This window comes from Burkholderia sp. RF2-non_BP3 (genome assembly GCF_001522185.1).
GTDB lineage: Bacteria > Pseudomonadota > Gammaproteobacteria > Burkholderiales > Burkholderiaceae > Burkholderia > Burkholderia diffusa.
In genome coordinates, this window is record NZ_LOSU01000056.1 from 63,992 (window position 1) to 88,207 (window position 24,216).

General features: G+C 68.1%; 26 protein-coding genes. 16 read left to right on the forward strand and 10 right to left on the reverse strand.

Annotated features, from left to right (window positions below; all coding sequences use genetic code 11):
- The first annotated feature begins 60 nt into the window (after positions 1–60).
- The 4 genes from WS45_RS26555 to WS45_RS26570 all read left to right on the forward strand — a co-directional run bounded on the left by WS45_RS26555 (position 61) and on the right by WS45_RS26570 (position 3,118).
- The gene (locus tag WS45_RS26555; protein WP_059702513.1) at positions 61–951 is read left to right on the forward strand and encodes an AraC family transcriptional regulator; all 891 of its coding nucleotides are present in this window, start codon (positions 61–63) and stop codon (positions 949–951) included.
- A 122-nt stretch (positions 952–1,073) separates the two neighbouring features.
- Positions 1,074–1,847, forward strand: a complete 774-nt coding sequence (locus WS45_RS26560) for an AzlC family ABC transporter permease (RefSeq protein WP_059702514.1) — start codon at positions 1,074–1,076, stop codon at positions 1,845–1,847.
- Positions 1,844–2,182, forward strand: a complete 339-nt coding sequence (locus WS45_RS26565) for an AzlD domain-containing protein (RefSeq protein ID WP_059523773.1) — start codon at positions 1,844–1,846, stop codon at positions 2,180–2,182. Before WS45_RS26560 ends, WS45_RS26565 begins: the two co-directional genes overlap by 4 nt.
- A gap of 159 nt (positions 2,183–2,341) precedes the next feature.
- The gene (locus WS45_RS26570) at positions 2,342–3,118 is read left to right on the forward strand and encodes a DUF4088 family protein (RefSeq protein WP_059523775.1); all 777 of its coding nucleotides are present in this window, start codon (positions 2,342–2,344) and stop codon (positions 3,116–3,118) included.
- A gap of 117 nt (positions 3,119–3,235) precedes the next feature.
- Here WS45_RS26570 and WS45_RS26575 read toward each other — a convergent pair whose 3' ends face one another.
- Complete coding sequence (locus WS45_RS26575) at positions 3,236–3,646, reverse strand: hypothetical protein (RefSeq protein WP_059702516.1); 411 nt, start codon at positions 3,644–3,646, stop codon at positions 3,236–3,238.
- Positions 3,647–3,926: 280 nt separating this feature from the next.
- Between WS45_RS26575 and WS45_RS26580 the strand changes: the two genes are divergently transcribed.
- From WS45_RS26580 to fumC, 3 genes are all read left to right on the forward strand, one after another.
- Positions 3,927–4,145 carry an RNA-binding S4 domain-containing protein gene (locus tag WS45_RS26580; RefSeq protein WP_006753074.1) on the forward strand — a complete coding sequence of 73 codons (219 nt, stop codon included), beginning with the start codon at positions 3,927–3,929 and terminating at the stop codon, positions 4,143–4,145.
- A 129-nt stretch (positions 4,146–4,274) separates the two neighbouring features.
- Positions 4,275–5,663: a multidrug efflux MATE transporter NorM gene (gene norM, locus WS45_RS26585; protein ID WP_059523779.1), complete on the forward strand. Its 1,389-nt coding sequence runs from the start codon at positions 4,275–4,277 to the stop codon at positions 5,661–5,663.
- A 142-nt stretch (positions 5,664–5,805) separates the two neighbouring features.
- A complete protein-coding gene (gene fumC / locus WS45_RS26590; RefSeq protein ID WP_059702519.1) occupies positions 5,806–7,200 on the forward strand; it encodes a class II fumarate hydratase in 1,395 nt (464 codons plus the stop codon).
- A gap of 56 nt (positions 7,201–7,256) precedes the next feature.
- Here the strand turns inward: fumC and WS45_RS26595 are convergent, their stop codons facing one another.
- Both WS45_RS26595 and WS45_RS35775 read right to left on the reverse strand, forming a co-directional pair.
- Positions 7,257–7,769: an acyl-CoA thioesterase gene (locus WS45_RS26595; RefSeq protein WP_059702521.1), complete on the reverse strand. Its 513-nt coding sequence runs from the start codon at positions 7,767–7,769 to the stop codon at positions 7,257–7,259.
- Between the two features lie 119 nt (positions 7,770–7,888).
- Positions 7,889–8,029: a hypothetical protein gene (locus WS45_RS35775; RefSeq protein ID WP_179950396.1), complete on the reverse strand. Its 141-nt coding sequence runs from the start codon at positions 8,027–8,029 to the stop codon at positions 7,889–7,891.
- Between the two features lie 178 nt (positions 8,030–8,207).
- Between WS45_RS35775 and WS45_RS26600 the strand changes: the two genes are divergently transcribed.
- The gene (locus WS45_RS26600; protein WP_059702523.1) at positions 8,208–8,915 is read left to right on the forward strand and encodes an ArsR/SmtB family transcription factor; all 708 of its coding nucleotides are present in this window, start codon (positions 8,208–8,210) and stop codon (positions 8,913–8,915) included.
- A 162-nt stretch (positions 8,916–9,077) separates the two neighbouring features.
- Positions 9,078–11,603 carry a DUF6600 domain-containing protein gene (locus WS45_RS26605; protein WP_059702525.1) on the forward strand — a complete coding sequence of 842 codons (2,526 nt, stop codon included), beginning with the start codon at positions 9,078–9,080 and terminating at the stop codon, positions 11,601–11,603.
- Between the two features lie 104 nt (positions 11,604–11,707).
- Here the strand turns inward: WS45_RS26605 and WS45_RS26610 are convergent, their stop codons facing one another.
- Positions 11,708–12,679 carry a thymidylate synthase gene (locus WS45_RS26610; RefSeq protein ID WP_059702539.1) on the reverse strand — a complete coding sequence of 324 codons (972 nt, stop codon included), beginning with the start codon at positions 12,677–12,679 and terminating at the stop codon, positions 11,708–11,710.
- A 42-nt stretch (positions 12,680–12,721) separates the two neighbouring features.
- The gene (locus WS45_RS26615) at positions 12,722–14,119 is read right to left on the reverse strand and encodes a sigma-54 dependent transcriptional regulator (protein WP_059523787.1); all 1,398 of its coding nucleotides are present in this window, start codon (positions 14,117–14,119) and stop codon (positions 12,722–12,724) included.
- A gap of 608 nt (positions 14,120–14,727) precedes the next feature.
- Between WS45_RS26615 and WS45_RS26620 the strand changes: the two genes are divergently transcribed.
- A complete protein-coding gene (locus WS45_RS26620) occupies positions 14,728–14,946 on the forward strand; it encodes a hypothetical protein (protein WP_257140636.1) in 219 nt (72 codons plus the stop codon).
- A 297-nt stretch (positions 14,947–15,243) separates the two neighbouring features.
- Positions 15,244–15,744: a dihydrofolate reductase gene (locus WS45_RS26625; RefSeq protein WP_059691064.1), complete on the forward strand. Its 501-nt coding sequence runs from the start codon at positions 15,244–15,246 to the stop codon at positions 15,742–15,744.
- An 83-nt stretch (positions 15,745–15,827) separates the two neighbouring features.
- Here WS45_RS26625 and pmbA read toward each other — a convergent pair whose 3' ends face one another.
- A complete protein-coding gene (gene pmbA / locus WS45_RS26630; protein ID WP_059523791.1) occupies positions 15,828–17,198 on the reverse strand; it encodes a metalloprotease PmbA in 1,371 nt (456 codons plus the stop codon).
- Positions 17,199–17,326: 128 nt separating this feature from the next.
- Between pmbA and yjgA the strand changes: the two genes are divergently transcribed.
- Together yjgA and mog are read left to right on the forward strand one after the other, a co-directional pair.
- A complete protein-coding gene (yjgA, locus tag WS45_RS26635) occupies positions 17,327–17,932 on the forward strand; it encodes a ribosome biogenesis factor YjgA (RefSeq protein WP_290371025.1) in 606 nt (201 codons plus the stop codon).
- Entirely contained in the window at positions 17,916–18,533 is a 618-nt protein-coding gene (gene mog, locus WS45_RS26640) for a molybdopterin adenylyltransferase (protein ID WP_081259227.1), read from the forward strand. The genes yjgA and mog overlap by 17 nt, the downstream gene beginning before the upstream one ends.
- A 16-nt stretch (positions 18,534–18,549) precedes the next feature.
- Here mog and orn read toward each other — a convergent pair whose 3' ends face one another.
- Positions 18,550–19,170, reverse strand: a complete 621-nt coding sequence (orn, locus tag WS45_RS26645) for an oligoribonuclease (protein ID WP_049030222.1) — start codon at positions 19,168–19,170, stop codon at positions 18,550–18,552.
- Between the two features lie 117 nt (positions 19,171–19,287).
- Here orn and WS45_RS26650 point away from each other — a divergent pair, with 117 nt between their 5' ends.
- The 3 genes from WS45_RS26650 to WS45_RS26660 all read left to right on the forward strand — a co-directional run bounded on the left by WS45_RS26650 (position 19,288) and on the right by WS45_RS26660 (position 21,864).
- The gene (locus tag WS45_RS26650; RefSeq protein ID WP_059691062.1) at positions 19,288–20,547 is read left to right on the forward strand and encodes a M48 family metallopeptidase; all 1,260 of its coding nucleotides are present in this window, start codon (positions 19,288–19,290) and stop codon (positions 20,545–20,547) included.
- The gene (rsgA, locus tag WS45_RS26655) at positions 20,544–21,485 is read left to right on the forward strand and encodes a ribosome small subunit-dependent GTPase A (RefSeq protein ID WP_059702527.1); all 942 of its coding nucleotides are present in this window, start codon (positions 20,544–20,546) and stop codon (positions 21,483–21,485) included. The genes WS45_RS26650 and rsgA overlap by 4 nt, the downstream gene beginning before the upstream one ends.
- 61 nt (positions 21,486–21,546) lie before the next feature.
- Positions 21,547–21,864, forward strand: coding sequence for a putative signal transducing protein (locus WS45_RS26660; protein WP_059523802.1), 318 nt, complete (start codon positions 21,547–21,549; stop codon positions 21,862–21,864).
- Between the two features lie 78 nt (positions 21,865–21,942).
- Here WS45_RS26660 and WS45_RS26665 read toward each other — a convergent pair whose 3' ends face one another.
- The 3 genes from WS45_RS26665 to rplS all read right to left on the reverse strand — a co-directional run bounded on the left by WS45_RS26665 (position 21,943) and on the right by rplS (position 24,168).
- Positions 21,943–22,881 (reverse strand): CobD/CbiB family protein, encoded by a 939-nt coding sequence (locus WS45_RS26665; RefSeq protein WP_059523804.1) that lies wholly within the window; start codon positions 22,879–22,881, stop codon positions 21,943–21,945.
- A 120-nt stretch (positions 22,882–23,001) separates the two neighbouring features.
- A complete protein-coding gene (locus WS45_RS26670) occupies positions 23,002–23,688 on the reverse strand; it encodes a CoA pyrophosphatase (protein WP_059523805.1) in 687 nt (228 codons plus the stop codon).
- A gap of 87 nt (positions 23,689–23,775) precedes the next feature.
- Complete coding sequence (gene rplS, locus WS45_RS26675) at positions 23,776–24,168, reverse strand: 50S ribosomal protein L19 (protein WP_006753174.1); 393 nt, start codon at positions 24,166–24,168, stop codon at positions 23,776–23,778.
- Between the last annotated feature and the right edge of the window lie 48 nt (positions 24,169–24,216).

Here is a 24,216-nt window from a genome sequence, read left to right on the forward strand (position 1 = left end):
CCCGAGCCGGCCGGGCGCTCGAGCGATACACTGTCGATTCGACCGCCCTCGCGCCCGACCATGTCCGCCACCCGCCTTCTTCCGGACTCCGCACGTTACTGGCGCACGCCGCTGCTGCCGGACGCGGACCTGCTCACGGCGACCTATCGCGACCATACGTTCGCGCCGCACTGGCACGACGCGTACACGATTCCCGTGATCCTCGAGGGCGCGGAGCGCTACACCTGTCGCGGCAGCGGCCATGTCGCCGAAACGGGCACCGTGCCCGTGATCAATCCCGGCGAGGTGCACACGGGCTCGCGCGCGACCGACGAAGGCTGGTGCTATCGCGTGAGCTACGTGCCGGTCGACTACATTCGCGCGCTCGCGAGCGCGATCGCGGGGCGCCCGCAGGATGCGCCATGGTTCCCGTCCGACGTGATCCGCGACGCCGATCTCGCGGCACGGCTCGCGCTGGCCCACCGGATGATGGAGGCCGGCAGCGAGTGCATGCCGCCGTTCCATCCGCACGAGCAGCCGGCCGCCGCGGCACCGCGCGTCTACGATCCGCTCGCCGCCGAAACGGCGATGCTCGATGCGTTGTCGACACTGATCGCGCGCCATGCCGACGCGCGGCTGCAGCCGGCGGCGCTCGCGGCCGACGAGCCGCGCGTCGACGCGATGCGCGAGCGGCTCGCCGCCGATCTTACGTGCACGGTCACGCTCGACGACGTCGCGCAGGCCGCCGGCCTGTCGCCGTTCCACGCAGCGCGCCTGTTCACCCGGACGATCGGGATGCCGCCGCATGCGTGGCGCAACCAGCTGCGGCTGCAGCGCGCGCTTGCGCCGTTGCGCGCGGGCGTGTCGATCGCCGACGTCGCCGCGGCCAGCGGCTTCGTCGATCAGAGTCACTTCTCCCGGCATTTCAAACGGATGTTCGGCGTGCCGCCCGGACGCTGGCAGGCGCGCTGACGCGCACACGCCCATCCTGCATTCGACGATACGCGGCAACCGGCACGCAGGTTGCGCCGCCGGCGCCGCGTGCGCAAGAACGTACAAGCCGCCACGGGCAGCGCACCGCTATCCTGCATTGCATGGAGACGCGCCCTGTGAAACCTGCACCCACACCTTCATCCCCGCCCCGCCGCCCGCTCAACGAATGGCTCGACGGCGCACGCGACACGATCCCGATGATGATCGGCGCGGCGCCGTTCGGCGTGATCTTCGGCACGCTGGTCGGCGGCGGCCCGCTCGCCGCATGGCACGGCGCGCTGATGTCGCTTGCGGTGTTCGCGGGCTCCGCGCAATTCATCGCGCTCGGCCTGATCGCCGGCAGCGCGAGCTTCGTCGTCGTGCTCGCGACGACGCTGATCGTGAACCTGCGTCACCTGCTGTACAGCGCGACGCTCGCGCCGTACGTCGCACACCTGCCGCTGCGCTGGCGCGCGACGCTCGGCGCGCTGATGACCGACGAGGTGTTCGCGGTCGCCTATGCGCACTACCGGCACTTCCCGCCCGGCACGATCGGCCCCCACTACTTCTTCGGCTCGGGCCTCGCGATGTACCTGAACTGGCAGGTCTGGACGCTCGCGGGCATCGGTTTCGGCGCGGCCTTCCCGGGCCTCCAGTCGCTCGGCCTCGATTTCGCGATGGCGGCGACCTTCATCGCGATCGTCGTTCCGCAGCTCGGCACGCTGCGCTATTTCGCGGCCGCCGCGACGGCCGGCACGCTCGCGTACTTCTGGCAGGGCTGGCCGTACAAGCTCGGGCTGCTGGGCGCGGTCGCCGCCGGCGTCGCGGTCGGCGTCGCGCTGACGCTGCGGCACGGGCGTTCGCGCACCGCCTCACGCACGGAGACCGCATCGTGAGCTACGCGCTGCTGATCCTCGGGATGGCCGTGATCACCTATGCGATCCGGACGACGCTGTTCCTGTTCGGCGAGCGGCTGACCTTCCCGCCGCTCGTGCGGACCGCGCTCGGCTTCGTGCCCGTCACCGTGCTGACCGCGATCATCGTGCCGATGACCGTCTCGCCGCACGGCGGCACGGCCGAACTGACCTGGCGCAATCCGCAGCTCGTCGGCGCGCTCGCCGCCGTGCTGGTATCGGCGACGACACGCCGGCCGCTCGTGACGATCGCGGTCGGGCTCGCGGTGTTCTTCTTCTGGCAAGGGATCGTGATGCCGCACTGGCTGCCGGCCTGAGCGAACGTCGCCGGCCGCGCTCAAGTTTTCGCCCGGCGCGCCGATATTGGGTAGGAAGACCCGCCATCGGCCTCGGCGCGAACCGGTCCGTCGACGCTGCGCCCGCACCGGTGCGCGATGTCGGCCGCCGGCCCGCGCGGGCCGCCATCGAGACGATTCATGGGCCAGATCACCCTTTCCCTCAAGGACGACACGCTTGCGTCCCTGCGCAAGGACTACGACGCATTCGTGCGCGTGTCGCTGAAACTCGACCCGCAGTTCGCGACGCCGTCGTTCGAGGATTTCCTGCGCGCCAAGCTGCTCGACAACATGGTGCCGCTGACCGAGCATGCCGTGCAGCGGATGCTCGAGGGCGGCCAGTACGCGTGGGCGAAGCGCACGCTCGACAAGGAATTTCCGGACGTCGTCGCGATCCTGATGCGGCAGGCAGGCGAATTCGGCTTCGGCTTCGCATCGCGCTCCGAATGGACCCCCGACGAGCTCGCGAAGGCGTGCCGCGACTGGGCCAAGGCGATCGTCGCCGAAGCCCAGGGCGACGCGTCGCTCGTCGATCCGCTCGCCGCGCAGATCAAGAGCGCGGTACACGACATCCAGGCGCTCGAGGAAATGATGCAGACGCCCGCATGGCGGCTTGCGGAATCGCTGCGCCAGCGCGTCTACGAGGCGAAGCTCGCGTGCGAGATGAGCGTCGGCAGCGCCGCGCGCGACAAGCTCGGCGAACTGCGCGGCCTGCTGCGGCTCGGGCTCGCGCACGGTTCGTTCCAGAAACAGGAAGCGCAGCAGATCATGGAATACCTGCGGCTGCTGAAGCCCGAGATCTTCGTCGACGAGCCGTACGACGTTTTCGCGCGGCTTGCCGCGTGGCTGCGCGGCGTATTCACGCCGTCCGCAGCGCGACCGGCGCACGGACCGGGGCAGGAACAGCACCGGCCATGACGGCCCGCGTCCACGCATGAAGAACGGCCCGGCTCGCGCGAAGCGAACCGGGCCGCCGATCGATCGCCGTCACGACGCGCCGTCCGGGGCGAACGTCGTGCGACGTCGGAGGGCCGCTTACTGCGCGGCGCCCGAGGCCGATGCGCCGCCCTGCACGCCGGCCGACGCGCCGCCTTCGACCGCCTCGTCGCCCACCTTCGACTTTGCCGTGCCGGCATGATGCTTGGCCGACTTCGCCGCATGCTTCGCGTGCTTCTTGGCCGAGTGGACCGACGACGCCGCCGTATCCTTCGCGCCGTCGGCTGCCGCACCGACCGCGTCGGTTGCGCCGCCGACCGCATTGCCCGACGCATTCGCGCCGGCATCACCCTGCATGCCCGCACCTGCGCCAGCCCCTGCTGCCGGCGCCTGCGTCTGCACGCCGGCACCTGCGGTGCCCTGTGCCGCGACACCCGTCTGCGCGAATGCGGCCGAAGTGGCGAACGCCGTCAGCGCGGCACCGATCAGCATCGAACGAATCTTGGACATGACAATCCTCCTCAAGAAGTTGTGGGCGCGGACCGCCTCGATGCGATCCGTCGCGTCCCCTGCCGCAACGCGCAGCAGGTACGACGAAAGACCCGCGGGCCGCACGTCCGGTTCTCGAATCTCTCAGACTGTTACCCACCGTTTCATTTGCTGACGAATCGCTCACAGTCCTTAACAACTGCGGCGCGCGGGCCTGCACGAGCGTCCGCACTCGCGCGCCGGCCGTCGGTGCCGTATGATGCGGGGCGATTCCTCCCGCGCATCGCGCGCTCCCTTCGTCATGCCCAATCTGGATTTCACGCTGACCGGCGAATACGTCGAGCTGCACAACCTTCTCAAGATCACCGGCCTCGCGGATAGCGGCGGCACCGCGAAGATGTTCGTCGCGTCCGGCGCGGTGAAAGTCGACGGCGTGGTCGAGCTGCGCAAGACCTGCAAGATCCGCGCGGGTCAGGTCGTGCTGTTCGGCGATACGCGGATCGCGGTTCACGACGCGTAGCGGTTCCCCCTGACCGCGACATGGCCATCGGCGCGCGCGTTCGACACCGTTCGAATAAAGCCGTAAGCTAGCCGTCTCTCAAAATAAATACAGACAGCGCGGGCCCGCACCCGCGCGAGCGCTCACTCCATGTCGCATTCCGGTCTTACGCGGACGGCCGCCGCGCCGCCGTCGCTGTCCAGTCATGCCGCCGATACCGCGCGCCTCGCCGCGCCGCTCGCGATCGCGCAACTCTCGCAGATGGCGATGAGCGTCACCGACACGGTGCTGCTCGGCTCGCTCGGCCCCGATTCGCTCGCGGCGGGCGGCCTCGGCGCCAACTTCTTCTTCGTCATCGTGACCGTGCTGCAGGGCGTGCTGTCGTCGATCAGCGTGAGCGTCGCGCACGCGCGCGGCGCGCAGGCGGAACATCGCGTGCCGCACATCTACTGGACCGGCTTCGTGCTGTCCGTGCTGCTCGCGATTCCGGCGATCGTCGCGCTGTCGCTGTCCGAACCGATCCTGCTGATGTTCCACGAGCCGCCGACGCTCGCGCATCACGTCGGCGAGTACACCGGCATCTTGCGGTTCGCGGCGCTCGGCAGCCTGATCGGCGTCGGACTGATGCGCGCATTCCTGCCGGCGATCGGCGCCGCACGACGCCTGCTGTGGGTGTCGATCGGCGGCGTCGGCGTCAACGGCGTGCTGAACTACGGGCTGATCCACGGCGCATTCGGCTTGCCGCGGCTCGGTTTCCTCGGCTCGGCGGTCGCGACGACCATCACCATCTGGCTCACCGCGCTCGCGCTGATCTGGCTGCTGCACGGCCGCCAGCGGTTCCGTCATTTCGTGACCGCCGCCCGCCCAAAACTGCCCATGATGGGCGAGCTGATCGGCATCGGCTGGCCGGTGGCGATCACGTACGGGGTCGAATCGACGCTCTTCCTCGCCACGGGCCTCACCATCGGCGTGCTCGGCGCGACGTCGCTTGCCGCGCATCAAATCGCGCTGAACGTCGCGTCGGTCGCGTTCATGGTGCCGCTTGCGATCGGCCAGGCCGCCAACGTGCGGGTCGGCTACTGGGTCGGCGCCGGCCAGCCGGTCGCCGCGCGGCATGCGGGCTTCGTCGCGCTCGGGCTCGGCGTCGCGTTCATGTCGCTGTCGGGGCTCGTGCTGATCGTCGCGCCGCATGCGATCGTCGGCCTGTATCTGCAACTCGACGACCCGGCCAACGCGGCGACCGTGTCGCTGGCCGCGTCGCTCCTCGGCATCGCCGCGGTGTTCCAGATCGTCGACGGCATGCAGACCGTCGGGTCGGGTGCACTGCGCGGGCTGCGGGACACGCGCATCCCGATGCTCGCGGCGACCTTCGGCTACTGGGGCATCGGTTTCCCGACCGGTTACTGGCTGGCGTTCCATGCCGGCCTCGGCGCGCGCGGCCTGTGGTGGGGGCTCGCGGCCGGCCTCGCGAGCGTCGCCGTGCTGATGGCCTGGCGCTTTCATCGGAAAACCGCGTCGCTCGTCGCGCCGACGCGTTGAACTCGGCACGACGCGAAATCGCGGCCGGCGCTATGCTTGTCGGCTGAAGACCTAAGGACGCCGCGCCAGCGGCGCGACTGCCTCACGATACGCCAGACGCCGCGCCACGCGCGGCCTTTCCCCTTCCCAAGAGGAGTGCATCATGAACGAAGCAGTTCGGATGGAACGCGACACGTTCGGCGAGATCGCCGTGCCGGCCAACCGGCTCTGGGGCGCGCAGACGGAACGCTCGCTGCAGAATTTCCGGATCTCGACGGAGAAGCAGTCGCCCGAGCTGATCCACGCGCTCGCGATCGTCAAGCGCGCCGCGGCCGCCGTGAACCAGTCGCTCGGCGTGCTGGCCGACGACAAGGCGCGCGCGATCATCGACGCGGCCGACGAGATCATCGCGGGCAAGCATCCGCGCGAATTCCCGCTCGCGGTCTGGCAGACGGGCTCCGGCACGCAGACCAACATGAACCTCAACGAGGTGATCGCGAACCGGGCGAGCGAGCTGCTCGGCGGCGAGCGCGGCGAAGCACGCAAGGTCCACCCGAACGACGACGTGAACCGCGGGCAGTCGTCGAACGACGTGTTCCCGACCGCGATGCATGTCGCGGCCGCCTACGCGATCGTCAACCACCTGCTGCCCGCGCTGCGCACGCTGCGCGCGACGCTCGACGCGAAGTCGAAGGCTTTCGCCGACATCGTGAAGATCGGCCGCACGCACCTGCAGGACGCGACGCCGCTCACGCTCGGGCAGGAGTTTTCCGGTTATGTCGCGCAGCTCGACCAGGGCGTCCGGCACGTCGAATCGGCGCTGCCGCACCTGTACGAACTCGCGCTCGGCGGCACCGCCGTCGGCACGGGGCTGAACGCGCATCCGGAGTTCGCGGTGCGCGTGGCCGACGAGATCGGCCGGCTGACGAAGCTGCCGTTCGTGACCGCACCGAGCAAGTTCGAGGTGATGGCGGCCGCCGATGCGCTGGTGTTCGCGCACGGCGCGCTGAAGACGGTCGCGGCCGGCCTGATGAAGATCGCCAACGACGTCCGCTGGCTCGCGAGCGGGCCGCGCTGCGGGCTCGGCGAACTGTCGATTCCGGAAAACGAACCGGGCAGCTCGATCATGCCGGGCAAGGTGAACCCGACGCAGTCGGAAGCCGTGACGATGCTGTGCTGCCAGGTGTTCGGCAACGACGTCGCGGTCAACGTCGGCGGCGCCAGCGGCAATTTCGAGCTGAATGTGTTCCGGCCGATGATCGCGCACAACGTGCTTCAGTCGGTGCGGCTGCTCGCCGACGGCGCGCAGAGCTTCAACGACCACTGCGCGGTGGGCATCGAGCCGAACCGCGCGCGCATCGACCTGCTGCTGAACGAATCGCTGATGCTCGTGACGGCGCTCAATCCGCACATCGGCTACGACAAGGCCGCGCAGATCGCGAAGAAAGCGCACAAGGAAGGCACGACGCTGAAGGCCGCCGCGCTCGCGCTCGGCTACTTGACCGAGGCGGAATTCGACGCGTGGGTGCGCCCCGAAGAGATGATCGGAGCGCGGTGATCGCGGGGAGGTGACGCGATGACGGGCGCGGCACGCATGCGCGGCGCCCGCTGTCGTCAGACGGTGCCCTTCGCCACTTCCTCGGGCTTCATCTCGACGATCTTGTCGAGCGCGGCGCGCACGTCGGCCGCATATTTGGCGAGCACCTTCTGCTCGTCGGTCTCGGGCACGAACGGCGACACCGGCACCGGGTTGCCGTTCTCGTCGACCGCGACGAACACGACGAGGCAATCGGTCGTCTGGCGCAACACGCCGCCCTTCGGATCGCCGGCATGCACGGACACATGGATGTGCATGCTGGTGCGCCCCGTCGCGACGACGCGCGCCTTCAGTTCGACCAGGTTGCCGACGAGGATCGGACGCTGGAAGCGGATGTTGCCGACGCTGACCGTCACGCAATAGCGGCTCGACCAGACCGCCGCACACGCATACGCGACCTCGTCGATCCACTTCATCAGCGCGCCGCCATGCACCTTGCCGCCGAAGTTCACGGACGACGGCTCGGCGAGGAAGCGGAATACGGTTTCGGTGCGGTCGAGGGCGGCCGGTACGGGGGACGGTTGGGACATCGTGGTAGCTCCAGGCGGCGGGGCACTGCAATCGGCGCATTATACGTTGCACTGCGGCAACACGTCGCGGCGCCCGCCCCACCCGCTGAGCCGGCGTCGGCGCCGGAAATCGGCGCCCGTCAGCGGCGCACCGTGATCCCTTGGTCGATCGTCCCGTACATTTCGAGGCTGCCGCCCCCCGCGCCGGCGGCGCCCGCGCCGCCCTGCGCACAGGCCGCGCAGAGGAGCGCGGCCGCCAACAAGCAGAAAATCGTCTTCATCGTTGCATCGTGTCGCATCCGGCGGCCCACTGCCGCCGCGTCGGGTCATTCTACGCGCGCGCGACGGGCGACCGCCGGTCGCGCACCGCCCCGCCGCATCCGACATTTCATCCGAACGCGAAACATCGAATGTGCGCAGCGCCTACACTGCAGTCATTCCGCCTGACGAGACACGACGATGACCGATCAAGACGACCACCACTTTCCAGGCCTGAGCCGGATCGGCGCACTGATCGCCGATCCAGGGCGCGTCGCGATGCTGTGGGTGCTGATGGACGGCAGCGCGCGGCCGGCCGGCGAACTGACGATGATCGCGGGGCTGTCGCCGTCCGCGGCGAGCGCGCACCTCGCGCGCCTGACCGAAGGTGGCCTGCTCGCGCTCGACGTGCGCGGCCGGCACCGCTACTACCGGCTCGCGTCGGCCGACATCGCGGCGTCGCTCGAGGCACTCGCGAACGTGGCCCGCGCGGCCGCGCCGAACCGTCCGGTGCCGCCGCCGTCGCGCACGGTGCCGGCCGAACTGCGCTATGCGCGCACCTGCTACGACCACATGGCCGGCGAGCTCGCGGTCCGCATCTTCGACGGGCTCACCGCGCGCGGCTGGCTGCAGGCGGACGGCGACGCGATCGAGGCCACCGAGCTCGGCACGCAGGCGCTCGCGCGCTGGGGCATCGACGTCGCACAGCAACGCACGCGCCGCCGCCGTTTCGCATGCGGCTGTCTCGACTGGAGCGAGCGCCGCCCGCATCTCGGCGGCGCGCTGGGCGCGGCACTCCTCGACAGCTTCTGCGCGCACGGCTGGATCGAGCGTGCCGCGCGGCCGCGCGTGCTGCGCGTCACCGTGCCCGGACAGCAGATTTTCGACGACTGGCTTACGTCCGCTTGACGCGCACATTGCGACCGGACGACAACGGCGCGCGATGGACAGGTTTTGTTACATCGCGTGCCATTCGACTTACAAAACACCGAGCACTGAAACAGGCCGAGCGGATATTGTGAACTCAACGGCACGAATCGACGCGCCGCGATAACGACGAAGACGCTCATCATGGCCTCCCTGTTCACGCTCAAGCGAACCGCCCGCTGCACGCTGCTCGCGTTCGCCACGCTGGCGACCCTGCCCTCCGCATTCGCGCAAGCGACACAGGCCGCGGCATATGCGGCCGCCGCCCGACAGCCGGGCGGCGATCCGCCGAGCCGCGTCGCCCGGCTCAACTACATGTCGGGTGCCGTGACGACGGAGCCCGCCGGCACCGATACCTGGTCGTACGCCGCCGTGAACCGGCCGCTGACGACCGGCGACCAGCTGTGGAACGATGCCGGCGCGCGCTCGGAGCTGCACATCGGCTCGACCGCGGTGCGTCTCGGCGAATCAACGAGCCTGTCGGTCCTGAACCTCGACGACAACACGACGCAGCTGAAGGTCGGGCTCGGTACCGTGTCGACGCACGTGCGCGATCTGCCGCCGGGCGGAACCTACGAAATCGACACGCCCAATCTCGCGCTCGGCGTCACGGGCCCGGGCGACTATCGCGTCGATGTCGCGCCGAATGGCGAGACGACGACAGTCACCGTCCGCAGCGGCAGCGCGACCGTCTACGGCAGCAACGGGCAGTATCCGCTGTCGCCCGGGCAGCAGGTCGTGTTCACCGGCACCGACCTGCAGGTCGCGCAGCAATCGGCCGCACCGGCCCCCGACGCGCTCGACCAGTGGGCCGCCGGCCGCGATGCGGCCGAGCAGCGCTCGGTGTCGGCCCGCTACGTATCGCGCGACATTCCCGGCTATCAGGACCTCGACGCGAACGGTACTTGGCGCGAAACGCCGAATTACGGCAACGTCTGGGTGCCGAACGACACGCCGGCCGACTGGGCGCCGTATCACGACGGTCACTGGATCTGGCAGGCGCCGTGGGGCTGGACGTGGGTCGACGATGCGCCGTGGGGCTTCGCGCCTTATCACTACGGCCGCTGGGCCTATGTCGACGACAGCTGGGCGTGGGTGCCCGGCCCGATGGTCGTCAGCCAGCCGCCCGTCTACGCGCCGGCGCTCGTCGCGTTCGTGGGTGGAGGCGGCGGTCCCGACTGGAGCGTCGCGCTGACGGTCGGCGGCGTCGCCGCGGCCGGCTGCGCGTGGTTCGCACTCGGCCCGGGCGAACCCTGGCATCCCGGCTGGGGCGGCTGGAGCCCGCATTACTACGATCGCGTGAACCGGAACATCGTGGTCAACAACGTGACGGTCAACAAGACCGTGAACGTGACAAACATCAACAACGTCACCAACATCACGAACATCAACAAGACGTACGTGAACTTCCGGGCGCCGCATGCGATCACGGCCGTGCCGGCATCCGCGTTCGTGCACGGTCAGCCGGTCGCGCACTTCTCGCAGCGCGTCGATCCGCAGCAATGGCGCAATGCGCACGTGATGCCGGGCACCCCCGGGATCGCGCCGGTACGCCAGAGCTTTACCGGCGGACTGCGCACGGCCAGCTACCGCCCGCCGGCGGCGATCGGACAGCACACGTTCGTCGCGACGCGCAATCCGGCGGTGCCGGCTGCATATCGCGACCAGGCGGCCGCGCATCTCGCCCGGCAAGGCGGGCGCGTGCCGGGCGCGGGCGCGCCCGTCGCGAGGACGAACGTGCCGGCCGACTATACGGCTCGCCCGGTGCGCGTTCCGGGCAATCCGAAAGCCGGTGCATGGGCGATGCGCAACGTGCAGCTCGTGAATCCGCACGGTCCCGTCGTGCAACCGGCGCACGCACTGCGCGACGGGCAGCCCGCGCCGGCACAGGCAGAGGCACAGGCCGCACGGCCGGGTGCGCCGATGCCGATCATGCCGAATGGCGTGCGGGCGATGAACGGCGAAGCCCCCAATGCGCCGCGCGTCGCGAACGGCGCCACGCCGCAGGCACCGGGCAATCCGGCTCCGCATCAGGCGCCCGGCGCCGGAAATGGCGTCCCGCACCCGCCGACTGCCGTCAACGCGCCGACCGGGAACGACAACACGCACGCTGCAGCGGCGCCCGCGCCCGCGTGGATGCAGCCGCACACGCCGATGGAGCGTCAGCGCCCGACGCCGCCGACGGCACTCCACGCAGCGGGACAGAATGCCCTGCCGCCCGTGCGCAGTGCGGCGGCGGTCCCGCATCCGGAAGCCGCGCACGGCACGCAACCCGATGCGCGGCAGGAAACGCCGCGCGCGTTACCGCAACCACGGATCGATACGACTGCGCAGATTCCGCAGCCACGTCCGCGTCCTGACTTCGCGGCACCGGCCCAGCATGCGCAGCCGCGGCCCGAGCGGGCGGCCCCGACGCCGCAACCGCGCCCCGAATACGCGCAACCGGCACCGCGGCGCGAGGTCGCGCCGCCGCGCGTGAACGAGTACCGCCCGCCCGCGCCGGCCGTGCACGACATGCCGCGGCCGCAGCCGCAGGCGCCGCGCATGGAGCCGCGGCCGTCGATGCCCGCGCCGCACATGGAACCGCGGTCGCAACCGGCGCCGCACGTCGAGGCGCCGCGCCCGAGCAATCCGCCGCCCGGCGGCCATGAGGAGCGGCACCGCCAGTAACCGCCCGATGAAACGGAAAGGCCCGACCGGCGAATACCGATCGGGCCTTCTTCATTCCATCTGTCGCGGATCGCGTAACCCGCGCCGCCGTCGAACGCCGGGGCTCAGACCGCCATCGGCGCGGTCAATGGCTCATGATGCCGGTAGCCGACGAGCGAGAAGTCGGACGGCTCGATCTGCTCGAGCCATTCGGGTGCATAAACGCCCGTCTTCGCGTAATCCGGCACACGCTCGGCGATCTCGAGCCGCGGGCTGTCGTACGGTTCGCGCGTGAGCTGCTGCTGCAGCATTTCGAGCTGGTTCTCGTAGATGTGCGCGTCACCGATGAAGTACGTGAACCAGCGCGGCGTGTAACCCGTCAGCCGGCCGACGAGCGACAGCAGCGCGGCCCCTTCCGTCAGGTTGAACGGCGTGCCGAGCCCGACGTCGTTGCTGCGGATGTACAGGCACAGCGAAATCTCGCGCTTCGTGACGTTCGGCAGGAACTGGTACAGCAGATGGCACGCGGGCAGCGCGATCTGGTCGAGTACGGCCGGATTCCACGCGTGAAACAGGATGCGGCGATCGGCCGGGTTCTCCATGATCGTGTCGAGACACTGGCGCAACTGGTCGATCGCCTTGTACAGCAGCACCTTCGGCGCACCGTCCTCGTCGAAGCGCGTGACGATCCGGAAACCGCGGCGCGTCGCGTCGGCGATCTGCGCGTCGGCGCCCGCGTCGAGCACCTTGTAGCCGGGCCACTGGCGCCATTGCACGCCGTACACGTCACCCAGGTCGTCGACGCCCTGGCGGTACGGGTTCGCGAGCCACTGCGCGTTGTCGTTCGCGTTCGCGTCCCACACCTTGCAGCCGAGCGCGCGGAAATCGGCCGCGCTGCGCGATGCCCGCAGGAAGCCGACCAGTTCGCCGATCGCGGACTTGAACGCGAGCTTCTTGGTCGTCACGGCCGGGAAACCTTGCTGCAGGTCGAACCGCAGCATCGCACCGGGCATGCTGATGGTGCGGATGCCCGTGCGGTTCTCCTGCCAGGTGCCGGTGTCGAGGATGGTGCGAACGAGGTCGAGGTACTGTTTCATGCGGGTTCCTTCGGCCGCGAGGGCGGCCGTCACCCGCCAATTTTAGCAAGCGTGACGCGGAACCTCCGGCAACGGCGCCGAAAACCCTCCCAGCGGGTCGCTGCGATCGCGCATGCCATGCGCGCACATCAGCCGGTACAACGTGACGCGCGACACGCCGAGTTCGCGCGCCGCATCGGCGAAACGGCCACGGTGGCGCAGCAGCGCCTGCTCGATCGCCTGCCGTTCGGCCGCTTCCCGCGCCTCGGTGAGCGAGACGGGCGCCAGGATCGCGAATTCGTTGAGCTCGAGATCGGCCGCGGTAATCATCCGGCCCTCCGACATCACGATCGCGCGGCGCACGCGATTGATCAGCTCGCGCACGTTGCCCGGCCACGAATAACCGTACAGCGCGGCGATCGCGTCCGGCGAGAAACCGCGCAGACGGCGATGCGCATCGCCCTTGAAACGCTCGAGCATGTGGCGCGCCAGCAGCTCGATGTCCTTGCCGCGCGCGCGCAGCGGCGGCTCCTCGATCTTCAGCACGCACAGCCGATGGAACAGGTCCTCGCGGAACCGCCCGTCGCGCAGCGCCGCTTCCATGTCCACGTGCGTCGCGCAGATCACGCGCACGTCGACCGGCACCGACACATGCGCGCCGAGCCGCTCGATCTTGCCTTCCTGCAGGAATCGCAGCAGGCTCGCCTGGCTCTCGAGCGGCAGGTCGCCGATCTCGTCGAGAAACAGCGTGCCGCCGTTCGCGGCCTCGACACGGCCGATCTTGCGCTGATTCGCGCCCGTAAAAGCACCGCGCTCGTAGCCGAACAGTTCGGCCTGCAGCAGCGTCGACGGAATCGCACCGCAATTGATCGCGACGAACGGCGCCTGCGCGCGCGCCGAGCGCTCGTGGATCGCAACGGCCGTCAGTTCCTTGCCGGTACCCGATTCGCCGGAGATGAACACCGGTGCATCGGTCGTGGCGACGCGCCGTATCGTCCTGAAAAGGCCGAGCATCGCGTCGCAGGTGCCGACCATCTCGCCTTCGGCGCGCCCGGCGCCGACGGGCGACGCCACCGGGTCGGTCAGCGCGACCATGCCGTGCGCATGGCCGATGGTCTCGACGATGCGCGACGCCTCGTACGGCATCGTCACGTAGTCGAAGCAATAGTCGCGAATGAGATGTCGCAGCGTGGCGTCCTGCAACTGCCCACGCCGGGTCGCCGCGATCCAGCCGATTTGCTGGATGCTCAAGCACGTTTCGAGTTCGCGCAGATCCGCGGGCCGAAAACCCGGCGAGAAATCGAGCAGGCCGGCGGTTGCCACGCCGTGCTGCACGACACGCCGCACGTCGCGTGCGCTTTCCGCAAGATCGACGCGCCACCCGCATTCGTCGAAATGCCCGCGCAACGCGTCGTTCGGCTCGCGCGAGAAATAGATCACATGCCGCTGCTCGGCTCCCATATGCCCACCCCGTTCATCAACCGTCTAACGATTGCCGTACACGCCAAGTCACGTGCAAAAGGATCGAACCGGGTCAGCCGAAGCGGCTCGATTCGCCATGCCGATGCGCGGCGGCGACCTGCCTCGCATGATGGCGCTTGTCTCGCGTCCAGTTATTTTTTGGTCACGACGGCTTAGTTATAGGCGCTGAATGCGACAAACCAATTGCAGCGCAAAGGGGCGAGCGGCCGAATCGCTCAATGGTCGACGTTTATCAATCATCTGCACATAGCACACGCGCAGCGACGCGTACCTGCATCGACACACGCGCAAATTTTCATCCTTGAAGCGTTTTGATTGAATCCGCAGTATTCCCAAGCCCCGTCGTTTCACGCCTGAAACATTTCCCGGCGTTTTCGATTGCGATTCATGACGCTCCCCCGCAAATCGCAGACGCGACAACGCTCCTCGCCCGATGGCATGCATTTCGCTGAATGTGCAACGGATCGGAGAAGGCGGCCATGCGAACACTTTTTTCACGGTCTTGCGTGCAGATGACGATAGCGTTTGCGCTCGCGTGCCCGTTCATGCCGGCACGCTCGGAAGAAGGCACGCGGCCCGAACGCGCGATGCTGCTTGCCGATAACGCGCCGCGCATGCAACAGGACAACCGCATCGGTATCGTGCCGATCGCCGCACCCAAACCGCGTTCGTCGGGCAACACATGGGTGACGCTGTGGGACGAGCTCGCCCCGCCTGCTCCGCTGCCGATCCCGATTCCTGTTCCGCTTCCCGGCAACGCACAACATGCGATGGAGGGAAACACCGGAAACCGCATGCATCGATAATCCGCTCACGACGCCACATGCCGCTCAATCGATGAGGATTACAGATCGAATGGGATAAGTCAGGCCGTTTCATGCGGCGTCGATATCTCGACGCGAACCGTTTTTTGTGTCCGTCCCCCGGCGGGCACTCTTTTTATTCAGGACATCACGGCGCAAAGGCCGCACCTCGTCGCCACCGCCGACGAGGCGCGGCGGACCGAAAACCGCCGATGCGCCCGCGCGACCGCATCGATGCGGTCGCGCGCCGCCATTCCGGTAGAATCGGCGCCATTCCGGTTCTCCTCTTCCCCGACCTTCATGACGACGTTGACCCTGATCGTCGCGCGCGCCCGCAACGGCATCATCGGCCGCGACAACCAGTTGCCCTGGAAACTCCCCGAGGACCTCGCGTTCTTCAAGCGCACGACGATGGGCGCGCCGATCGTGATGGGCCGCAAGACCCACGAGTCGATCGGTCGGCCGCTGCCGGGCCGCCGCAATATCGTCGTCACGCGCGACGCAACGCGCCGCTTCGACGGCTGCGACACCGTCACGTCCCTCGCCGATGCGCTCGCGCTCGCCGCGCGCGACGGCGTCGCCGAAGCATTCCTGATCGGCGGCGCACAGCTCTATGCGGAAGGCCTGGAGCTCGCCGACAAGCTGGTCGTCACCGAAATCGACGCGGACTTCGAGGGCGATGCGTCGTTCCCGGCGCCCGATCCCGCGCACTGGCACGAAGTGTCGCGCGACCCGCACCAGGCCGCCGCGCCGAACACGTTCGGCTATGCGTTCGTCGTCTACGCGCGCAAGCGCGGCTGACACGCGGCACACGACAAAAAGCCCGACCGGCGCACCCACGCCGGTCGGGCTTTTCTGTTTCCTGGCGGCCGACGCCGCGCCGTTTACTGCCCGGCGATCGTCATCTGCTCGATCAGCACCGAGCCCGTTTCCTTCGTCCCGCGCACGATCGAATCCGCACCGATCGCGACGATATGCCGGAACATCTCCTGCAACGTGCTCGCGACGGTGATTTCCTCGACCGGATACTGGATCACGCCGTTCTCGACCCAGAAGCCGGCCGCGCCGCGCGAATAATCGCCGGTCACGTAGTTCACGCCCTGCCCCATCAGCTCGGTCAACAGCAGGCCCGTGCCGAGCTTCTTCAGCATCGCGTCGAAATCGTCGCCCGGCTGCGTGTTCGAACTGCGCAGCGCGAGGTTGTGCGAGCCGCCCGCGTTGCCGGTCGTCTGCGTGCCGAGCTTGCGCGCCGAATAGGTCGACAGGAAGTAGCCTTCGACGACGCCGTCGCTGACGACGCTGCGCGCACGCGTGCGCACGCCTTCCTCGTCGAACGGCGCGCTGCCCATCGCACGCGGCACGTGCGGATCCTCGACGACCTGCACGTGCGGCGCGAACACCGGCTTGCCGAGGCTGTCGACGAGGAACGACGTCTTGCGGTACAGCGCGCCGCCGCTGACGGCCTGCACGAATGCGCCGAGCAGGCCGGCCGCGAGCGGCGCCTCGAACAGCACGGGCACCTTGCGGGTGTCGAGACGGCGCGCGCCCATTCGCGCCAGCGCACGCTCGGCCGCATAGCGCCCGACGGCTTCCGGCGCAGCGAGGTCGACCGCGCTGCGCTTCGACGAATACCAGTCGTCCCGCTGCATGTGGCGGCCGGTGCCCGCGATCGGCGCACACGCGATGTAGTGGCGCGAGTACGGGTAGCCGGCGAGGAAGCCGCGCGACGTCGCGAGCACGAACTGCGAATGCTGTGCCGACACGCTCGCGCCTTCCGAGTTGCGGATCTGCGGGCTGACCGCGAACGCGGCGTCTTCCGCGCGGCGGGCGAGCTCGACGGCCTCGTCGGCCGTCAGCGCCCACGGGTGGTAGAGATCGAGGTCGCGCGGGTCGGTTTCGAGCAGTTCGGCCTCGGCGAGGCCGGCCGCGTCGTCCTCGGCCGTGAAGCGCGCGATGTTGTACGCGGCGGCGACGGTATCCTTGATCGCGGCCGGCGAGAAATCCGACGTGCTCGCGTTGCCGCGCTTCTTGCCGATGAACACCGTCACGCCGACCATCTTGTCGCGGTTGTGTTCGATCGTCTCGACCTCGCCGCGGCGCACCGACACCGACAGGCCGTCGCCTTCGGAGATTTCGGTCGCGGCGTCCGTCGCGCCGAGTGCCTTCGCATGGCGAAGGATGTCCGAGGCAATTTCTTTGAGCTGGTCCTGCGTGTGCGGGAAATAGCGCGCTTGTACGTCGAGATTGGCTGCCATCGTCGTGATATCCGGTGGCGGGCGAGCCGCCCGCATGTTCAAAATGTTGCGTATCCCGCGATCATAGCAAGGTCCGGGGCCACATACCGACAAGCTTGGGGTGTCCGCGCCGCGATACAATGCCGCCCATGACACGCAAAACCCGAATCCAGCCGATCGAGCACGCCGACGACGACACCGGCAATGGCTACGATCGCCCCAGCAAATCCCAGTTGAAACGCGAGATGCACGCGCTGCAGGAGCTCGGCCAGGCCCTGGTCGACCTGCCGAAGGACGCGCTCAAGCGCATGCCGATGCCCGAGGACCTCGCCGACGCCGTGCGCGAGGCGCGCCGGATCACCGACCACGAAGGCAAGCGCCGCCAGCTCCAGTACGTCGGCCGCGTGATGCGCTCGCTGACCGACGAGGAAACGGCCGCGCTGCGCACCGCGCTGGACGCCCAGCGAGGCGTGAACAAGGCCGCGACCGCCCGCCTGCACTGGATCGAGCGCACGCGCGAGCAGCTGCTCGCCAGCGACGACGCGCTGACCGAATTCCTCCGCCTGCACCCCGAAGCCGACATCCAGGAAGGCCGCACGCTGATCCGCAACGCACGCAAGGAAGCGCAGCAAGGCAAGCCGCCGCGCTATTTCCGCGAGCTGTTCCAGTGGATCAAGACCGCGAGCGGTACGGACGAGGCCGACGCAGACGAAGCGCCGGACGAAGCCGGAGACGACCATGACGACGAAGCGTAACCACCCGGACGAGCTCGTGGTCGGCCTCGTGTCGATCAGCGACCGCGCCAGCACGGGCGTTTATGAGGACAAGGGCATCCCGGCGCTGCAGGAATGGCTCGCCGGCGCATTGCGCTCGCCGTGGCGCGCCGAAACCCGACTGATCCAGGACGACGCGCCGACGATCTCCGCCACGCTGGCAGAACTCGTCGACGTCGCGGGGTGCGATCTGGTGCTGACGACCGGCGGCACCGGCCCCGCGCGGCGCGACGTGACGCCGGAAGCCACGCTGGCCGTTGCGACGAAGGAAATGCCGGGATTCGGCGAACAGATGCGGCAGATCAGCCTGAATTTCGTGCCGACCGCGATCCTGTCGCGGCAGGTCGCGGTGATCCGCGAGACGGCCGACCACGCGGCGCTGATCATCAACCTGCCCGGCCAGCCGAAGTCGATCCGGGAAACGCTCGAAGGGCTGCGCGACGCCGACGGCAAGTCGACCGTGCCCGGCATCTTCGCGGCCGTACCCTACTGCATCGACCTGATCGGCGGCCCGTACATCGAGACCGACGCCGCGGTGGTCGCGGCGTTCCGGCCGAAGAGCGCGCAACGCGCGCCGCGCTGAGTGCGTGCCGGCTCGCTCAGGCGGCCGGCGCGGACTCGCCTGCCGGCGCCGACGCGGCCGGAATCAGGAAATGCTCGCGGTAATACTTCAGTTCGTCGATCGACTCGTGGATGTCCGCGAGCGCCGTGTGCATCGCGCGCTTCTGGAAGCCCTTGTAGATCGCGGGCTGCCAGCGGCGGCACAGCTCCTTGAGCGTGCTGACGTCCAGGTTGCGGTAGTGGAAGAATCGCTCGAATTCCGGCATCCAGCGCGCCATGAAACGGCGATCCTGGCAGATCGAATTGCCGCACATCGGCGACTTGCCGGGCGATACATACTGCGCGAGAAACGCCTGCAACTGCGCGGCAGCCTCCGCCTCGGTCACGGTCGACGCGCGCACGCGGTCGATCAGGCCCGAGCGGCCGTGCGTCGACTTGTTCCAGTCGTCCATCTTCGCGAGCGTTTCGTCGCTCTGGTGAATCGCGAACACGGGGCCTTCCACCGCGATGTCGAGCGTGGAATTGGTCACGACGACCGCGATTTCGATGATGCGGTCGTTATCCGGGTCGAGGCCCGTCATCTCCATGTCGAGCCAGACGAGGTTCAACTCGTTGCGCACGAGCGCGGGCTGGCTGGCGGAAGCGGCGGTATCGGTCATGAGTCATCCTGGAAAATAGCGGACGGCGCGCGGCGCCGCCCGGGCGGCCGGCATCGCGTGAGCGGGCCCGGTCCGCAAGAACATATAATTCTCGCATAGAACCCTTTGGCGCCTTCGATGTCACCCTTTTCGTTCACCCTGCTGTTCGCGATCGCCGTGCTCGCGATGGTCGTCACCAAGCTGTGGCTCGCGTCGCGGCAGATCCGCTTCGTCGCCGCACACCGCAACGACGTGCCCGCGCAGTTCAGCGCCACCATCCCGCTGACCGCCCACCAGCGCGCCGCCGACTACACGGTCGAGCGCACCCGGCTGGCGATGTTTGAAATCGTCGTCAGCGCGGCCGTGCTGGTCGGCCTTACCCTGCTCGGCGGCGTCGGCGCCCTCGACACGCTGCTGACGGGCTGGTTCGGCCGCGGCTACGGTCAGCAGGTCGCGCTCGTCGCCGTCGTGCTCGCGATCATGGGCGCGATCGACGTGCCGTTCGAGTATTACCGCCAGTTCGGGATCGAACAGCGGTTCGGCTTCAACCGCATGACCAAGCGCCTGTTCTTCACCGACATGCTGAAGAACACGCTGCTCGGCGCCGTGCTCGGCCTGCCGCTGCTGTTCGTCGTGCTGTGGCTGATGAACCAGGCCGGCAGCCTGTGGTGGCTGTGGACCTGGATCGTCTGGGTCGCATTCCAGATGCTCGTGCTGCTGATCTACCCGACCTTCATCGCGCCGATCTTCAACAAGTTCGAACCGCTGAAGGACGAAGCGCTGCGCACGCGCATCGAGTCGCTGATGAAGCGGTGCGGCTTCGCGGCGAAGGGCCTGTTCGTGATGGACGGCAGCCGCCGTTCCGCGCACGGCAACGCGTACTTCACGGGCTTCGGTGCGTCGAAGCGGATCGTATTCTTCGACACGCTGCTCGCGCGGCTGTCCGGCCAGGAAATCGAGGCCGTGCTCGCGCACGAACTCGGCCACTTCAAGCGCCGCCACGTAATGAAGCGGATGCTCGTGTCGTTCGTGCTGAGCCTCGTGCTGCTCGCGCTGCTCGGCTGGCTCGCGCAGCGCACGTGGTTCTATACGGGGCTCGGCGTCACGCCGTCGCTCGACACGAGCAACGCGGGCGCCGCGCTCGTGCTGTTCTTCCTCGCGATCCCCGTGTTCCTGTTCTTCGCGACGCCGTTCAGCAGCCTCACGTCGCGCAAGCATGAATTCGAGGCCGACGCGTTCGCGGCCAGCCAGACCGATGCGCAGGATCTCGTCAGCGCGCTCGTGAAGCTTTACGAGGACAACGCGTCGACCCTCACGCCGGACCCCGTCTACACGGCCTTCTACTACTCGCATCCGCCGGCGTCGCAGCGGATCGACCGCCTGATGCAGCACGCATGAGCCGGCCGACCTCCCGCAAGCCGGCTCCGCGCGCATCGGGCGCGCCGCGTGTCGACGGCCGCGTGATCGCGGCGCACGGCCGCCACTATATCGTCGCGCCCGACGACGGCGGCCCGATGCTGCAGTGCTTCCCGCGCGGCAAGAAAAGCGAGATCGCGGTCGGCGACCGCGTCGTGTACGAACAGGCGTCGGCCGACCAGGGCGTGATCGTCGAGATCGGCGAGCGGCGCAACCTGCTGTACCGTTCCGACCAGTTCAAGTCGAAGCTCTTCGCGGCCAACCTCGATCAGCTGCTGATCGTGCTCGCGACCGAGCCCTATTTCAGCGAGGATCTCCTCGGCCGCGCGCTGATCGCGGCCGAAGCGAATGAACTGAAGCCGCTCGTCGTGCTGAACAAGATCGACGTCGAGGCCGCGCTGCCGGTCGCCCGCGAGCGCCTCGCGCCCTACCGCGCGCTCGGCTACGACGTGCTCGAACTGTCGGTGAAGGGCGCGCCCGACAATGCGCGTGCACAACTGATGCCGCATCTGGCCGGGCATTCGACGATCCTGCTCGGCCAGTCCGGAATGGGCAAGTCGACGCTCGTGAACCTGCTCGTGCCCGATGCCGAAGCCGCGACCCGGGAAATCTCGGCCGCGCTCAACAGCGGCCGTCACACGACGACGTTCACGCGCCTCTACCCGCTCGAAGGCGGCGGCGCGCTGATCGATTCGCCGGGTTTCCAGGAATTCGGCCTCTACCACCTGACGGAAGGCCGCCTCGAGCGCGCGTTCCCGGAATTCCGCCCGCTGCTCGCGGACTGCCGTTTCTATAATTGCCATCATCTGCACGAGCCGGGCTGCGCGATTCTCGAAGCCGTCTCCGACGGCCGCATCTCACCGTCGCGGCATGCGCTTTACGCACAGCTCGTGCACGAGGCAAGCCAGATCGTCCGCTGAGCGCACGGCGGGCAGAAGGCGGCCGGGGGCGCCGGCCCGGCCTTCACCGACAGGAGCCGCGATGCGTTTCAAGGCCCCCAATCTCGCCACCGCGCAGCATTGGGCGAATGTGCTGCAGGCGGCTGGCATCGGCTGCGAACTGCACAACTGCTACGCGACCGGCGCGCTCGGCGGCCTGCCCGCCGACGCTTGCGCCCCCGAGCTGTGGCTCGACGACGAGCGCGACGATGCGCTCGCTCGGCGGCTCCTCGATGCGGCGTCGCATGGCCCGTCGGCCGGCGCCGCTCCGTGGCGCTGCCGTCGATGCGGCGAGGCGCTGGAGGCCCAGTTCACCGCCTGCTGGCAATGCGGCGCCGTACGCGATCCGCTCGACGACTGAGCGAACTGACCTGGCGCATGGCAAAAAGGCCGGCATGAAGCCGGCCTTTTCGTTTCATCGCGCACCTGCGCTGCGGCGTCACGACACCCAGACGGCCAGCGTCAACATCAACAGCAGGATCATCCACAGGATCACGGCGCGCCAAACCAGGCCGACCGCGGACTGCAGCGTGCGCGGCGTGCAATCATCGCCGACCGTCAACGGGCCGCTGTCGCCGACCGCCAACGCGTCGAGACTCGACGGTTCCGCGAGCGGCCCCGCGAGGCGCGCGCCAAGCGCGCCGCTGCCGGCCGCGAGCAGCACGCCGTCGTTCGGGTCGGGCCACTGGCGCGTGTGATTGCGCCACGCGTAGATCGCATCCTCGAAGTTGCCGACGATCGCGAAGCCGAGCGCGGTCAGTCGCGACGGAATCCAGTCGATCACGAAGAACGCGCGCTGCGCGAACGTCGAGAACGCGGCGGTGCGATCGTCGCCCGGCGTCGACCAGCTGCGCGCGAGATATTCGGAGATGCGGTACAGCACGGCACCGGCCGGACCGATGGGCAGCACGTACCAGAAGAACACGCCGAACACGTGGCGATGCGACGCAACGACCGCATGAATCAGCGTATGGCGGACGATTTCGCCGACCGGCATGTCGACCGTGTCGAGGCCCGTCCACTCGTGCAGGATTTCACGCGCGCGCGGCACGTCGTCGTTGTTGAGCGCGAGATGGATATCGGTGAAATAGTGGCTGAACTGGCGGAAGCCGAGCGTGAAATACACGACGACGACGTTCCAGATGAACGCGAGCACGAAGCTCACCTTGAACAGCAGAAAGTAGATCAGCGCGACGATCAGCACCCACGGCAGCACGACTGCAAGCCATGCGAGCACGCCATGCTTTTGCTTGCCGGCGTCGAGGCCATGCGCGACGGTTTCCGCATGAAACTGGAACAGGGCGAACACCGGATTGCTCGGCGACAACGCGCGGACCTGTTCGATGATGAGGGCGAGAAGAACCGAAAAGAAAGTCATGCGTGGCGCCGTCTTCGGAGTTATGTCATTTTTTGCATAACGATAGCACAGCGTAAGCGGCGCATGGCTGCCGACGCGACGGGCCGGCGGCCGGCCGCGTGCGCGGGTTCGGGCCGGATGCTATCCGGCTGCCAAGAAGCGGTACAGATTGCGCAACATGCCGGCAGTTGCGCCCCAGATGAAGTAATGCCCGGCCGATTCGCCGTTCGGATAGGGCATCGCAAAAAAACGACGCTCGCCGCCTTCCCAGCGGAACACGCGCACCTGGTGGTTCGCCGGACTCATCAGGAACGCGAGCGGTACCTCGAAAATCTCGGCAACCTCGAACGTGTCGGCCTGCACGGTAAACGGCGGATGCACGAGCCCCACGATGGGCGTCACGCAGAAGCCGGTCCCCGTCAGGTAGTCGGGCAGCGCACCGAGCACCTCCACCGGTTCGGCGGCCAGTCCGATTTCTTCCTTCGCCTCGCGCAACGCGGTCGCCGTCGCATCGCGATCGAACGGCTCGCGACGGCCACCGGGGAAGCTGATCTGCCCGGCGTGGTCGTTCAGGTGGTCGGCGCGCTGGGTCAGCAGCACGGTGAGGCCGCCCTCGCGAACGACGAGCGGAATCAGGACGGCGGCGCTGCGCGGATCGACGCCCTCCTGCAGCCGTGCCTCTCCGGGCTCGACGCTCCATTCGAGCGTGCGCGCGAAACGCTCGCGCAGCCCGGGCGGGGTCATCAAGCGGGTTTCGATGGACGGCAAGCCGGCGCCAGTGCCTTCGACCGGCAGCACTTCGGGATCAATGATGGGGCGGCGATTCAATGGGGATCTCGAGTTCGTGACGTATCGAGCATATTGTCGCGCCAGAATGAAAAAAGCACCCGGGAGGGTGCTTTTTCCTTACAGCTCTTACTCTTGGGAAGCTGCTGCGGCGCGATCCTTCGACACCAGCTTTTCCTTGATTCGAGCCGACTTGCCCGAACGCTCGCGCAGGTAGTACAGCTTCGCGCGACGCACATCACCGCGACGCTTCACGACGATGCTCGCCAGCAGCGGCGAGTAGGTCTGGAACGTACGCTCGACGCCTTCGCCCGACGAAATCTTGCGGACGATGAAGTTCGAGTTCAGACCACGGTTGCGAATCGCGATCACGACGCCTTCGTACGCCTGAACGCGCTTGCGGTTACCTTCAACCACGTTCACGTTCACGATCACCGTGTCGCCCGGGGCGAATTCGGGGATCGTCTTGCCGGCGAGCGCGCGCTCGATCTCTTCCTGCTCAAGTTTTGCGATCAGATTCATCACTGACTCCTAAAGCCATCTTGTCGGCGTTTGCACCCGCCTGCTTCC

Coding starts and splice junctions, on each gene's coding strand:
- mog (WP_081259227.1), top strand. CDS start 17,916: ATGACGACGAAGCGTAACCACCCGGACGAGCTCGTGGTCGGCCTCGTG.
- WS45_RS26595 (WP_059702521.1), bottom strand. CDS start 7,769: ATGTCCCAACCGTCCCCCGTACCGGCCGCCCTCGACCGCACCGAAACC.
- norM (WP_059523779.1), top strand. CDS start 4,275: ATGTCGCATTCCGGTCTTACGCGGACGGCCGCCGCGCCGCCGTCGCTG.
- WS45_RS26575 (WP_059702516.1), bottom strand. CDS start 3,646: ATGTCCAAGATTCGTTCGATGCTGATCGGTGCCGCGCTGACGGCGTTC.
- WS45_RS26660 (WP_059523802.1), top strand. CDS start 21,547: ATGCGTTTCAAGGCCCCCAATCTCGCCACCGCGCAGCATTGGGCGAAT.
- WS45_RS26555 (WP_059702513.1), top strand. CDS start 61: ATGTCCGCCACCCGCCTTCTTCCGGACTCCGCACGTTACTGGCGCACG.
- WS45_RS26600 (WP_059702523.1), top strand. CDS start 8,208: ATGACCGATCAAGACGACCACCACTTTCCAGGCCTGAGCCGGATCGGC.
- WS45_RS26610 (WP_059702539.1), bottom strand. CDS start 12,679: ATGAAACAGTACCTCGACCTCGTTCGCACCATCCTCGACACCGGCACC.
- yjgA (WP_290371025.1), top strand. CDS start 17,327: ATGACACGCAAAACCCGAATCCAGCCGATCGAGCACGCCGACGACGAC.
- WS45_RS26620 (WP_257140636.1), top strand. CDS start 14,728: ATGCTGCTTGCCGATAACGCGCCGCGCATGCAACAGGACAACCGCATC.
- WS45_RS26625 (WP_059691064.1), top strand. CDS start 15,244: ATGACGACGTTGACCCTGATCGTCGCGCGCGCCCGCAACGGCATCATC.
- WS45_RS26605 (WP_059702525.1), top strand. CDS start 9,078: ATGGCCTCCCTGTTCACGCTCAAGCGAACCGCCCGCTGCACGCTGCTC.
- WS45_RS26650 (WP_059691062.1), top strand. CDS start 19,288: ATGTCACCCTTTTCGTTCACCCTGCTGTTCGCGATCGCCGTGCTCGCG.
- rsgA (WP_059702527.1), top strand. CDS start 20,544: ATGAGCCGGCCGACCTCCCGCAAGCCGGCTCCGCGCGCATCGGGCGCG.
- WS45_RS26580 (WP_006753074.1), top strand. CDS start 3,927: ATGCCCAATCTGGATTTCACGCTGACCGGCGAATACGTCGAGCTGCAC.
- orn (WP_049030222.1), bottom strand. CDS start 19,170: ATGACCGATACCGCCGCTTCCGCCAGCCAGCCCGCGCTCGTGCGCAAC.
- fumC (WP_059702519.1), top strand. CDS start 5,806: ATGAACGAAGCAGTTCGGATGGAACGCGACACGTTCGGCGAGATCGCC.
- pmbA (WP_059523791.1), bottom strand. CDS start 17,198: ATGGCAGCCAATCTCGACGTACAAGCGCGCTATTTCCCGCACACGCAG.
- WS45_RS26615 (WP_059523787.1), bottom strand. CDS start 14,119: ATGGGAGCCGAGCAGCGGCATGTGATCTATTTCTCGCGCGAGCCGAAC.
- WS45_RS26570 (WP_059523775.1), top strand. CDS start 2,342: ATGGGCCAGATCACCCTTTCCCTCAAGGACGACACGCTTGCGTCCCTG.
- WS45_RS35775 (WP_179950396.1), bottom strand. CDS start 8,029: ATGAAGACGATTTTCTGCTTGTTGGCGGCCGCGCTCCTCTGCGCGGCC.
- WS45_RS26560 (WP_059702514.1), top strand. CDS start 1,074: ATGGAGACGCGCCCTGTGAAACCTGCACCCACACCTTCATCCCCGCCC.
- rplS (WP_006753174.1), bottom strand. CDS start 24,168: ATGAATCTGATCGCAAAACTTGAGCAGGAAGAGATCGAGCGCGCGCTC.
- WS45_RS26665 (WP_059523804.1), bottom strand. CDS start 22,881: ATGACTTTCTTTTCGGTTCTTCTCGCCCTCATCATCGAACAGGTCCGC.